The sequence below is a fragment of the Streptomyces sp. NPDC042002 genome, assembly GCF_055588305.1.
The window spans coordinates 8,761-20,807 of record NZ_JBVJCT010000020.1 but is presented as its reverse complement, the minus strand read 5'-3'; the positions used below and the strand labels follow the sequence as shown (position 1 = coordinate 20,807).

The window sequence follows — 12,047 nt, the reverse complement described above, 5'->3', positions numbered from 1 at the left end:
CTCCCCGGGGTAGCCGGCACGTCTGCCTCAGCAGCCGTGTCCGGCACCCCGACCCCCCTTTTCGAATCGTTTCTGCACGGCTCTTGCGGCCGCACCCCGACAGTTCCGGCGGACGCGTGCGCTCACCACGGCCCGCAGCCCTGCCGCCGCCCGGGAAAACCGATGACCCGGGCACCTTGCGGCGGCTTCGCCGAAGGCGGCCGCGCCGGCCCGTCCGCGGGCGGTGGAGCCCCTGTCCCCTGCGGCGTCTCCGGCGCGGCGTCCCGCCGGTGTGCCTCGCTCACCAGGAAGCGCCCCTCGACGAGATGGGTGGCGAAGGACCACTGCCCGGACGTGTCCCCGGTGAGCCGGACGGTTCCTGTCGCGTCCCGCTCGAAGCCGACCGCCGAGAACCGGCGCCGCATTCCGTGGCCGAGCGCCTTGGTGTACGCCTCCTTCAGCGTCCACAGCCGCAGGAACCCTTCGGTGCGCTCCTCCTCGGGCAGGGCTGCGAGCAGTTCGGCCTCCCGGGCGGTGCACACGTGGTCGCGCATCGCCTCGAAGGAGATCCGGCGCCCGGCGGGCTCGGCGTCCACACCGACCGGACCGGTGCGGCCGACACCGACCACGATCAGCTCGCCGGTGTGACTGAGGCTCACCTGCAGGTCCTCGCCGAGCCCACGCAGCACGGGCCGTCCGCCGGGCAGGGAGGCGAGGTCGAGCCGTTCGGCGGGGACCTGGAGAGCCGCGGCGGCCGTGTGCTTGAGCACCGTCCGGGAGACGGCGATGCCCAGCCGCCCGTCCGGGGCCGGATGCTGCCGGTAGCGGGGCCAGTCGCGGCCCAGCAGCGTGCGCAGCCCGGGATCGAGCAGGACCGGTGTCAGCCACTGGCCCCAGGTGGTGTGCACCACCGCCCGGCCCGTCCGCTCGATCCGCTCCTGGACCTCTTCCCACGGCCCGTCCGGCCCGGGAACGTGGTACGGCGGGGGGAACAGCGCCTGCGGGGTCCGGCCGTGCGCCGCGCCGGCTCCGCTCACCACGGCAGGCTCGTCGCGTACAGGTCGCAGTCCACGCCGTGCGCCGCGCGCCGGGCCAGTTCCTCCCACACGCCCGGCTGCGGGTCCGGCGAACGGTCGGGCACGGGCAGTGCGAGCCGCGCGATGATCCGCCCGAGTGCCAGCAGCGCCCAGTCGGTTCCGCCGAGGAAGGCCGTACGCTCCCCGGCCGCCGTCCTGCGTACGGCAGATTCATCACATGACCGGCGTGGAGGCCGACCGCTCCCCCCGGCCGCGCTCTCGCGCCCGCCTGCCGTGGTCTTCGGCCCCCCGGCCGCCGCCTCCCGCACGCCCAGCGTCGCCGCGGCCAGCGTCAGCCAGGCCTGCCGGTCCGCCAGAGCACGCGCCGCCGGGTCCGCGGGGTCGTGCACGGCGGTGGCCGCGCAGGCGGCCCGCAGCGCCCGCTGCTCGGCGAGCAGTCTGCGGGCGGCGCGGGCGAGGGCTCCGGTGCCGCCTTCGCCCACCGGACGGCCGGCGGCGTCGGCGAGTGCCGCCGCGACGAACCGCAGGCCGCCGGTGCCCGATGTCCCGGCGGGGGCCTCCTCGGTGATCCGGAACAGCGCCGCGCGTTGCGGGCCGTCGTCCGGCCGGGAGCCGCCCGCCGCGCTGAGCCCCTGCACGATCCGGGTCCGGGCGGCACCGGCGGCCGTCCGGTCGGTCCGGGCGAAGCCACGGTCCCGCAGGATCCTGGCCAGCGTGCGCCGTTCGAGGCTGTCGCCGTTGAAACCGCACTCGGTCAGCACCAGTTCGAGATCGCCCAGCAGTTCCCCCACCAGTTCGGGCACGAGGTACCCCACGACGGCGGCGAGCGGCCGCTCGGCCTCCCGCTCCGGCGTCGCCGGGCCGGCGGTGTCCGGGCCGGGGCAGGAGCGCAGGGCCACGGCGGTCAGGCTCTCGCAGGCCAGCAGGTCCGCGAAGACCGAGGCCAGGACCGGCTGCCACTGTCTGGCAGCGGGTTCGTGCCTGCCGAGGCCGTCCACGATGCGGGTCGTGCTGCGCAGGACGCCGCCTGTCACCGCGAGGAGCGCCGCCGGCCCGAGCAGCGCGGCGGCCGGGTGCGGCACCGGTGTGCTCAGCAGCGGGCTGATGCTCCAGGCGTGGGCAAGGGCGAGATCCCGGCAAAAGAGCGGGCGCAGGACCCGGGCGAGCCGGTCGGCGGCCGGCACGTCCACGACACCGGGCAGGCCGGCGGGCGGGGCGGGCGGGTCCGCCCGCCCCGTGGCCCACAGGGCCTGCCGGCCGTAGGGGTTGCGGGGGTCCCGGAAGTCGCCGAGCAGCGCTTCGAGGCGCGCCGCGCACGGTGCCGCGCCGGCCGCCTCACCCGCGGCGCCCGGGGTGTCGCGCGTGGTCCGGGGCTGCCCGGCGGGCGGGAGCGGCCGGGTCAGGGACATCACCGATCTCCTCGTCGTCGTGATACCGGTCGCCGTGACGGTCTTTGCCAGGCGGACTCTCATCGCAGCCGGCGTACGGCGCTCTCGGCGTGCCACCGGGCCAGGACCAGTGCCTGCGTGCTCGACCTGCCCAGCCATTCGCGCGTGTGCCTGCGGGCATCCACGAGGAGAGCTCCCGCGCCGAGGACCGCCTCCACGGCGCTCTCGCGGAGCATCACCTGATGGGTGGAGACGACCCGTACTCCGGTCGCGTCGGGCTCCAGGTACCACTCCCCGTAGTGTGCGGCGAGGAGGTCGGGCGTCACGGTCTCCTTGTGGACGATCCGCCCCGCGGCCGGGAAGCACAGCCGTACGGCTTGGGACACGAGCGTCTCCCCCGTCTCCGGGGCACAGGTGTGCAGGACCGCCGTCTGTACTCCCGGCTGGTCCTCGGTGACCTGTGCCCACTCCACGTCGGGAACCAGTTCGGCCCAGTCCTCGATGCGGTAGAGGAAGTCGTAGACGAGTTCCGGGGCCCCGCAGACGTACACGCTCTCCTCGAAGGACAGCAGCAGTTCGTCCAGCCGGTCCCAGCGCTCGGCCGCCTCGCGCAGTGCCGCCAGCTCGGCTCTCACACCGCTCGCGAGTGCTTCGCAGGTCCGCCGGGGTTCGGCCGGCCGCTCGTGGCGCAGGGTCAGCAGACACCGGTCGGCGCCGTCGGATGCCACGCTCCAGGTTCCGGACGTCGGTGCACCGGGCAGAAGGGCGTCCTGCAGTTCGAACTCGATACGGCGCTCCCGCGGCCGCAGCACGCGACGGGCGAGCGCGGAGCACACCTGGCCGTGGCGCAGCTGCCACAGCCTCAGTCTCTCCTCGGTGCCGTCGAAGTCGACACGCTCGACGTGGACGAAGCCGGGCAGCAGGACCGGCCAGCGCGGGGCGTCGGCGAGCAGCCCGTAGACAACCCCGGCGGGCGCCGTGACCGAGACCGTGTGCTGGGCGGAGTGCACTCGCTGCGACGCCATGCGCGACCCCTCCTCCCGATGTGATCAACGCTGCACGGCCGGGCCTGAGCGGCGCTCGATTCCTGATGGAGAGGGCGCGGGGGGGCGGCGTGGCGTCAGCCCGCGCGAGCCACGGACGGGCTCGTCGCGGGGCGGGCCGGGAGGGGGTCGGGGCCGGACACCAGGATGGACCGCTGCAGCTTGGCGAGCGCGGACGACGGTTCGAGGCCCATGGTGCGCACCAGGGTGGCCCGCAGCCGCTGGTAGGCGCCCAGCGCTTCGCCGCGGCGGCCGGACCGGTACAGCGCGAGCATGTACTGACCGCACAGGCTCTCGTGGGTGGGGTACTGGTTGACCAGCACGGTCAGTTCGGCGAGCAGTTCCCGGTGCCGGCCGAGCCGCAGGTCCGCCTCGACGCGCTGGTCCATGGCGCACAGCCGGCTCTCCTCCAGCTGCTTGGCGTGCGGCCGCAGATGGGGACCGCAGTGCACGTCGGCGAGGGCGGGACCGGTCCACAGACCGAGTGCCTCGCGCAGCAGCCGGGCGGCCCGGGGGTGGTCCTCGGCGTCCATGGCCCGGTATCCGGTGCCGGCGAGCCGGCCGAACTCCCTTGCGTCGCTGATGCCGTCGTCGCCCTTGAGCAGATAGCCGCCGGGTACGGTCAGCAGCAGGTCCTTGGCCGTGCGGCGGGGCCCGGTGCCGTCCCGGGTGTCCTCCCCGGTGCCGTCCCGGGCGCCGTCCTGCAGGGCGGCGGTGATGAGTTCGCGCAGTTGCAGGATGTAGGTCTGCAGGGTGGCGCGGGCGCTGCGCGGGGGCTCGGCCCCCCATAACTCCTCGGTCAGGACGCCCACCGGGACGACCTGGCCGGCGTGCAGTGCCAGCAGGGCGAGCACCTGGCGCGGCTTGGGTGCCGTCGGCGTGATGGACACGCCGTTGTGCCGTACGGCGAGTGTGCCGAGTACATCGATGTCCACGCCGTCTCCCCCTGCTCCCTGTGCGGTGTCCGGCCCCGCCCAGTAAAAAACAGCACACACAGTCTGTCAATATCAAACCGCTTGAGCTGTTTTATTTTCTCCTTCCGGGTTGATCCTCAGGCCCAGGTCAATCAGCCCGACCAGGGAAAACAGCCGAACTCCCGTCACGGGTGCCGCGGCAGAAGGGTCGGCCTCGACGGCGGGACCCCTGGAGATTCCACCGCGAGTCAAGCGATCGAGGGTTCACTGACAGACCTTCCGTGCTGTTTATGCTCGGCCGGACGCGGTGACGGGTGTGCCGCCGGACACCAGCCGGCCGAGACCGTCGGCCGCCGCCAGCCGGGGCAGCAGCAGGTCCCAGAACTGCATGATCGTGGCCGGGGACATCCACGTGCGGTCGTCCGCGCCGAGCAGTTCGAAGCCCACCGTCGCCGCCACCACGGCGACCGACGCGTCGGCCGCGGACACGCCCTCGGCGAGCACGCCCTCGCGCTCCGCGTCCCTGAGCACCTCCTCGACCCAGCCCTGCCACACCCCCCGCAGGTCCACGGCGCCGTCCCGGCGCGGCAGGTCGTTGCCCAGCTCGAAACCGGCCCGGACCACGACGTCCCGGTCCAGCCGCCCCATCAGGGCATGGGTGGCGTCGATGAGCCGCTGCAGCGGATTCGGCCCGTCGGCCGGGGCCGGCCCGGCGACGGTGCGCACGACCGCGGCCGCCTCGTCCTCCACGGCGCGGGCCAGGGCCTGCTTGCTCTCGAAGTGGAAGTGCAGCGCGCCGTTGCTCACCCCGGCCTTCCTGCTGATGGAGTTGAGCGACGCCAGAGCGAAGCCGTCCTGCGCGAACACCTCGGCGGCCGCTTGCACCAAAGCCTGCCGCGTGCGCGCGGCACGCTCCTGCTTCACCATGACGGTTCTCCTGACTGGGGCGGGCCGGTGACGCCACCGGCCCGCCCTCGGGTCGTTCCTGATACGGCGGCTTGCTGTGCGCGCGGGGGGATCGCCGGGGGACGGACCGGCACGGGGCGTCGCGGGGCAACGGCCGGTCCCCCGGCCCCGTCGCGCGAGCGGCGCCCGGGCGCCTTCGGGTACTCGCCGCCGCCGGCGACGGCGGGCACCGGGTCCGGCGGGACGTCGCCGCGCCGGTCCGCGCGGTCACCGCCGGGCGCCGCCGGCAGGGCCTGCCGGCCGTTCCCGTGGAAGCGGGGACGAAGCGGGGGCGCCGACGCCGCCCGCATCGCTGCGGGTGCCCTCCTCACAGGTCACCGCCCCGGCGGCGGCCGGGCCGGGGACACCGGCCGTGACGGCCGCGTCCGCGTCCGTCCGCGTCCGGCCTCCCGGTCCCCGGGCCCGGCCCGGGGGCCGGGGGCGGCCCGGGGGCCGGGGGCGGCTGCCCGGCCCTCGGGAAAGACCCCAGGACCGTACGCGGTGCGGCCCCCCGGCCCCGCACGCCGGTCAGCCCCGGCTCGACCGGTGCCGTCGCCATCGCCATGTCAGGTCCCTTCCTGGGACACGACCGAGGACGTCCGGCCCGACCCATGGACGAACATCATAACAAACCGCTTAGGCGGTTTATGTAAAGACCTGCGAGGACCCCTGCCGCCGATCCGGGAACCGGGAGCGATGCGGGGCGCCCGCTCCCCGCCCCACCGGGTTCCGGCCGGCCGGCGGTTCCGTTTCGACGGGCCGCCCGGCCCCGCTCCCTCCAGCCGCCGGCCTTCGCCCCGGGCCCGCAGGAGCGGTCGGCCGGGCCGCCCGGGAACGGCTCCGGGATCACCGGGAACACGGAACGGACCGCGCGCCCCGCCCGCCGCCGGACGGCGGCCGCCACGCGGTCCGATGCCGCACGGGACCCCCCGGGGCCCGTCCCGGCCCCGGGCCGGGACGGGCGATCCGGGCCGGGAACGCGTCCTTCCCCTTGTCGTGAGGCCCGACTGCCGACTCCTTCTGGAAATTAAACCGGATGGTATGTATCTTTGCCCTGCCGAGGAGGTTCCCTCGGCACCAGGCCCATGGGGTTCAGGGGGAAACCATGTCTGTGAGCACGTTCCGCATCGATCACGCGATACCCGGCACGACAGGCGCGCAGAGCGACCCGGCCACGCCTTCCGGGACGCGGGCCCTGCTCGTCCGGCCCTTGACCACCACCGTGCCGAAGGAACTCGTCCACCGCGCGAGCGTCGCCGAGGTGATGCTCACCGGCTGGGAGCGGGTGGACGACCACCACTTCGCCGTGACCGCCCAGTGGCCCCGCGGGCACAGCTTCTTCGCCGCGGACGGCTGCTACAACCCGCTCATCGCCGCCGAGACGATCCGTCAGGCCGGGATCCTGCTGGCCCACGCCGAGTACGGCGTTCCACTCGACCGGCAGCTGCTGGTGGGGGACATCGGCGTGAGCGCCCGTCCCGAGCACTTCGGCATCGGCTGGACGCCCGCCACGCTCGAACTCCGCGTCGCCGTCCGGTCGGCGGAGCGGCACGACGGCACCCTGACAGGGCTCCGCGTCGAGGTGGAGATCCACCGCGACGGTCACCTGGCGGCGACGGGCGGCGGCGCGCTCACCTGCCTCACCCCGCCGGCGGACCGGCGGATACGCTCCCACCACCTGCCCGAAAAGGACCGGCCCCAGGTCACCGCGCCGACGGCCCCGGTCCCCCCGCAGACCGCCGGACGCCGCTCGCCCATGGACGCCGTCCTGTCCGCCATGGGACAACCGGGCCGGTGGCTGCTGCGCGTGGACATCGGGCACCCCGTGTTCTTCGACCGCCAGATCGACCACGTGCCGGACATGATGCTGCTCGAAGCCGCCCGCCAGGCCACGGCCGTGACGCTGGGGCGCTCCTGCGTGCTGCTGGACATCACGACCGAGTTCGGACGTGCCACCGAACTGGCCGGTCACTGTGTGATCGAGGCGTGCCGCGTCCCCGGCACCGGCGCGGATGCCACGGAATCGGTGCTCGTGACGGGCCATCAGGACGGAGAGGCCGTGTTCCGCTCCACGGTGACGGTGGCGGCGGCGAGCTGACCGGGCGGGCGACCCGGCCGGTCAGCTCGCCGCCGCCACCGCTTCCCCGGCCGGCGCTCCCTCGTCCGCCGCCTCGTCGTCCGCCGGATCGTCGGCCAGCGCCTCCCGTGCCCGCGCCTCGCTCCTGGCGCCGAGTTCCATCGCCCGCCCGGTGGTGATCTCAAGGCTCGTCAGGACGCCCGGAACCGCGATGCCGGGCAGCAGGTGCCCGAAAAGCGACACCACCCGCGCCTCGAGGTCCTCCCGCTGCGACAGGATCTGCGAATAGACCTGCACGCCGGTCCAGGCGGCCGAGAACAGCCAGGCGGTCTCCGACGGCACGACGTGCGGAAGGAGCTCGCCCTGCTTCTTGGCCTCGGTCAGCAGATAGGCGCTCGCGTCGATCCACTGGGTGATGGCCGCGGTGCCGAACTGGGCCCGTACGTCCTGCTCCAGGCTCAGTCTCGCCACCGCGCTCACCAGCGGATCCCTGCGCATGTGATAGGCCACCGTGAGCCCGGTGTCCACCAGTTCCTGCAGCTTGGAGGCGCTCGGCTCCACCGTGATCAGACTGAACTGCTGGCTGAGCACGCCCTCGGCCAGGGCCGCCTTGGACGGGAAGTGGAAGTAGAGCGCTCCCTTGGTCACCCCGGCTCTGGCCAGGATCTCGCCGATGGTGGCGCGCTCGTATCCGTACTCGTCGAAGACCGAAGCAGCTGCCGTCACGATCGCCAGTCTCGTCCGGATCGCGCGCTCCTGCCGTGCCATGAAGGCCCTCCCTGGTTGTTGCTGGGTACGGCACCAGGTGCCCGCTCGCTACTAGAACAAAACCAGGTAGTCCGTATTTTCACAAGCCGATGATGATCACTTGACGTATTTCGTTATGCCCTCGCCCCCGCCGGACGCCCCGAGGAGCCTCACATGTCGAAGAACGTACTGGTCACCGGGGCGAACGGCTTCGTCGGCCGTCATGTGGTCCGCGCCGCCCTTACAAAACCGCCCGCGCGGGTTCGGCTGGTATACCGCGGTCCAAACGCTCCTGACGGACAGGAGGGCGCCGAGGCCGTGCGCGCGGACCTCACGGACCCCGCGTCGCTGAAGGGCCTGTGCGAGGGGATCGACGCCGTCGTGCACTGCGCGTCCCTCGTGGACGGCGACGCGCAGAGTCTGCAAAGGGTCAACGACCTGGGCACCCGGGCGCTGGTCGACGAGGCGCTGCGCCACAAAGTGCGCCGCATCGTGTACGTCAGCACCGCCGCGGTGTACGGACGCGGCCCGTTCCGCGACGCCGAGCCCGCCGGCCTGGTACGGGCCCCGGCGTCCGCCACCAGCCGCACCCGTGCCGCCGCCGAGCGGCACGTACTGGCCGCCGGCGGCACGGTACTGCGCCCGCACCTCGTCTACGGCACGGGCGACCGATGGGTGCTTCCCGGGCTGGCGGAGCTCGTACGGTTCCTGGGCGCGGGCGTGGCGTGCCCCTCGGTGCACTCCGCCGTCGACGTCGCCGTGCTGGCCGAGGCCGCCGTCGCGGCCGCCCTGCGGGAACACGGCCTGCCGGGGGCCGTCCACGTCAACCACCCGCGCCCGGTGCCCGCTTCGGCTCTGATCGACCTGGTGACGGAGCAACTGGGCCTGCCGGAGCGCGAGTTGCTGCCGCTGGGGCGGGCCGGGGAACTGGCCGAGGGCTTCCCCGCGGCCCTGCACCACCTCGGGATGCTCGCCACCGACCACTGGTTCGCCAGCGATCGTGTCTGGCGGGAGCTGGGCTGCGATCCCGGCCCGGCCCCCGCCGACGGCCTCGCCGCGCACCTCGGGTGGTACGGCCCGCTGCTGCGCGAGACCGCCACGACCCGTTCCGGGCCGCGATCGCGGCGGGCGGGAGCGCCCCCGGCCGCCCCCGCCCGGCCCGGGGCCTGCGCCTGACCGGGCACGACCGTCCTCCGGCGGTGACCGTACCGCCGCGCCGCGCCCGTCCCGGCCCGGGGCACGCCCGGCGCCCGTCCCGGCCCGGGCGCGCCCGGCGCACGACCGGGCGCCGGGGCACGTCCTAGGGGTGCGCGAGGACCGCGGCCTGCCCCAGCTCCCCCGCCGCGGCGGACGGCCCGAGCAGCACGGGCAGTTCACGGTGCCCGTTGGAGATGAACGACTCCAGCGGACGCAGGCTCCGCGCGGGCACGGCCAGTGCCAGCGCGGGGAACCGCGTGAACAGGCCGCTCAGCGCGAGCGTCGCTTCGAGCCGTGCCAGCTGGGCGCCGAGGCAGAAGTGCGGTCCGTGGCCGAAGGAAAGGTGGTCACGGCGGCTGTCCCGGGTGACCTCGAACCGGTCGGCGTGCGCCCCGTGCACCGAAGGGTCGCGCCCCGCGGCGACGTAGGAGATGACCAGCGGGTCGCCCCTGGGGATCACCACCCCGCCGATCTCCACGTCCTGCACCGCGTAGCGCAGGATCCCGTTCGCGCCGGGGGCGTCCATCCGCAGGGTCTCCTCGACGACGTCCTCCCAGGTCGCCTGCCCGCACCGGACGAGCGCGAGCTGCCCGGGGTGGGCCAGCAGCAGGGCGATCGCGTTGTCGAGCAGGTTCACCGTGGTCTCGTAGCCCGCCGTGTACAGCAGGATGAGGTTGTCGACGAGTTCCTTCTCCGTCAGCCGGGTCCCGTCCTCGTCGCGTAACGCGATCAGCGCGCTGGTCAGGTCCTCGGCGGGGGTGCCGCGTTTGAGGGCGAGCAGTTCGTTCATCGTCAGGTACAGATCGACGCCGTTCTGCCGGGCCTCCTCCGGCGAGGCGGAGGTGCGGAAGAAACCGGCGATGATCCGGCGCAGCCTCGCGCGGTGCTCCTCGGGGATGCCGAACAGCTCGGCGAGCACCTGCGCGGGCAGGAGGTGGGCGAACTCCTGCCGCAGGTCCACCGGCCGGTCCGACGGCAGCCGGGCGAGCCGGTCGAGCAGGTCCTGGACGATCTGCCCGACGCGGGGCGCCAGCCGGACGACCCTACGGGCGGTGAAGGCGGCGGCGACGAGCCCGCGCAGGCGCTTGTGGTCGTCCCCGTAGGCGGTGACCATGTTCTGCACCGATATCCAGATCGCCAGCGGCCACGTCTGCGCGATCTCCCCGTCGACCCACGCGGGCCAGTGCCGGTAGGCGTCCTTGGAGATCCGGGGGTCGACCAGCAGGGCCTTGATCTCCTGGTGACCGGTCACCGCCCACGCTTCGACACCACCGGGCAGGGTCACCCGGGCGACGGGCCCCCGCTCCCTCAGCCGGGCGGCCTCACCGTGGAGATCCCGTCCTGACGGATCGAATGTGTACGGGCACCGTTGCTGACGAGACATCGACCCTCCGGTCGGCGAGGCGGGCCCAGACGTCCAGGACCACGCGATCAACAAAACCGTACGTGCGGTATTCGTCTGAAAGACCCGACGGGCCCGCGCCGGGGACCGCCCCTTTAGCGGAAGGCCTTCCACCGCTTGCGCCGGGGGCGGGGCGCGCGAGCTCTGGTCACAGTATGCCGAATTGGGGTTGAAAATAAAACCGGTTAGTCCGTATCTTATTTGGCCTACCAGTTCTTCCCCCATCTGCTTGACTTCTGTGGAGAGAGGCGGAGAGCGCGTGACTGCTCTGACGACCCGTACGACAGCTCTCGTCACCCCGTCACCAGAGCCGGAAGCACCGCCCGTGACGGGCCTGACCGACTGGACAGACCTGGCCGGCCCGACCGGCCTGCCGGCCATGCTGACGACCACGGTTCCCCGGGAGTACGTGCACCGGGCCTGCCACGCGGAGGTCTTCCTGACCGGCTGCGAGAAGCTCGGCGACGACCGGTTCGCCCTCACCGGCGAGTGGCCGCGCATGCACCCGTTCTTCACCAGCGCGGACGGCAGGCACCACGACGCCCTGCAGGCGGCCGAGACCATCCGCCAGACCGGGCTCTTCCTCGCGCACGCCGAGTTCGACGTACCTCTGGGCCACCACTTCCTGCTGTCGGAGCTGTACCTGACCACCTCCGCCGAGAACATGGTGATCGGACGGGGCCCAAGCGAACTGTCCCTGACAGCCACCTGCTCCGATGTGGTCCGCAGGGGCAAACGGCTCGCGGGCTTCGAGATGGCCATCACCATCGAGCGCGGCGGCCGGCCGTGCGCCGTCGGCGGCGGCCGCTTCACCTGCATCTCGCAGGGAACCTACCGCCGGCTGCGCGGCACCGCCACGACGGCCGGACTGTACACCCGGACGCGGCCCCGGCACACCCTGCCCGCGGCCGCCGTCGGCAAGTCCGCGCCCGCCGACGTGGTCCTCGCCACCGGCGACCGGCCCGGCCACTGGCTCCTCGACCCCGATCCGCGGCACGCGGTCCTCTTCGACCACGCCGGCGACCACTACCCCGGCATGGTCCTGCTGGAGGCGGCCTGGCAGGCAGCCACCGCGCTCGGCGGACCGAAAGGATTCACCCCCTCCTCGGTGCACGCACAATTCCGGCAGTACGCGGAGTTCACCTCGCCGGTATGGATCGAGGCGACGCACCGCGAGGAACCCACCGGCGGTTCGAGCATACGGATCACCGGCGTACAGCAGGAATACACCGTCTTCACCGCCACCGTCTCAGGCACACCCGACGCCCCGAACTGAACGACCACCGACCACCGACCGGACCGGGAAAACACCCCCCAC

General features: G+C 73.4%; 10 protein-coding genes. 3 read left to right on the top strand and 7 right to left on the bottom strand.

Going from position 1 to position 12,047, the window contains the following annotated elements; translation table 11 throughout:
- Nucleotides 1-122 precede the first annotated feature (122 nt).
- The 5 genes from ACZ6KY_RS26425 to ACZ6KY_RS26405 all read right to left on the bottom strand — a co-directional run bounded on the left by ACZ6KY_RS26425 (nt 123) and on the right by ACZ6KY_RS26405 (nt 5,288).
- A complete protein-coding gene (locus tag ACZ6KY_RS26425) occupies nt 123-1,016 on the bottom strand; it encodes a 4'-phosphopantetheinyl transferase family protein (protein WP_469312769.1) in 894 nt (297 codons plus the stop codon).
- Nucleotides 1,013-2,425, bottom strand: coding sequence for a hypothetical protein (locus ACZ6KY_RS26420; RefSeq protein ID WP_469312768.1), 1,413 nt, complete (start codon nt 2,423-2,425; stop codon nt 1,013-1,015). Before ACZ6KY_RS26420 ends, ACZ6KY_RS26425 begins: the two co-directional genes overlap by 4 nt.
- 59 nt (nt 2,426-2,484) lie before the next feature.
- Nucleotides 2,485-3,429 (bottom strand): SRPBCC family protein, encoded by a 945-nt coding sequence (locus ACZ6KY_RS26415; protein WP_469312767.1) that lies wholly within the window; start codon nt 3,427-3,429, stop codon nt 2,485-2,487.
- 95 nt (nt 3,430-3,524) lie between these two features.
- Nucleotides 3,525-4,382 carry an AfsR/SARP family transcriptional regulator gene (locus ACZ6KY_RS26410; RefSeq protein ID WP_469312766.1) on the bottom strand — a complete coding sequence of 286 codons (858 nt, stop codon included), beginning with the start codon at nt 4,380-4,382 and terminating at the stop codon, nt 3,525-3,527.
- A 267-nt stretch (nt 4,383-4,649) separates the two neighbouring features.
- Entirely contained in the window at nt 4,650-5,288 is a 639-nt protein-coding gene (locus ACZ6KY_RS26405) for a ScbR family autoregulator-binding transcription factor (RefSeq protein WP_469312765.1), read from the bottom strand.
- 1,123 nt (nt 5,289-6,411) lie between these two features.
- Between ACZ6KY_RS26405 and ACZ6KY_RS26400 the strand changes: the two genes are divergently transcribed.
- Entirely contained in the window at nt 6,412-7,404 is a 993-nt protein-coding gene (locus ACZ6KY_RS26400) for a ScbA/BarX family gamma-butyrolactone biosynthesis protein (protein WP_469312764.1), read from the top strand.
- Between the two features lie 21 nt (nt 7,405-7,425).
- Here the strand turns inward: ACZ6KY_RS26400 and ACZ6KY_RS26395 are convergent, their stop codons facing one another.
- Nucleotides 7,426-8,151, bottom strand: a complete 726-nt coding sequence (locus ACZ6KY_RS26395) for a ScbR family autoregulator-binding transcription factor (RefSeq protein ID WP_469312763.1) — start codon at nt 8,149-8,151, stop codon at nt 7,426-7,428.
- 153 nt (nt 8,152-8,304) lie between these two features.
- Between ACZ6KY_RS26395 and ACZ6KY_RS26390 the strand changes: the two genes are divergently transcribed.
- Nucleotides 8,305-9,306 carry an NAD-dependent epimerase/dehydratase family protein gene (locus ACZ6KY_RS26390; protein WP_469312762.1) on the top strand — a complete coding sequence of 334 codons (1,002 nt, stop codon included), beginning with the start codon at nt 8,305-8,307 and terminating at the stop codon, nt 9,304-9,306.
- Nucleotides 9,307-9,430: 124 nt separating this feature from the next.
- On the opposite strand, the gene ACZ6KY_RS26385 is transcribed toward ACZ6KY_RS26390, so the two are convergent.
- A complete protein-coding gene (locus ACZ6KY_RS26385; RefSeq protein WP_469312761.1) occupies nt 9,431-10,612 on the bottom strand; it encodes a cytochrome P450 family protein in 1,182 nt (393 codons plus the stop codon).
- A 376-nt stretch (nt 10,613-10,988) separates the two neighbouring features.
- On the opposite strand from ACZ6KY_RS26385, the gene ACZ6KY_RS26380 reads away from it, so the two are divergent.
- A complete protein-coding gene (locus ACZ6KY_RS26380; RefSeq protein ID WP_469312760.1) occupies nt 10,989-12,005 on the top strand; it encodes a ScbA/BarX family gamma-butyrolactone biosynthesis protein in 1,017 nt (338 codons plus the stop codon).
- Nucleotides 12,006-12,047 lie beyond the last annotated feature (42 nt).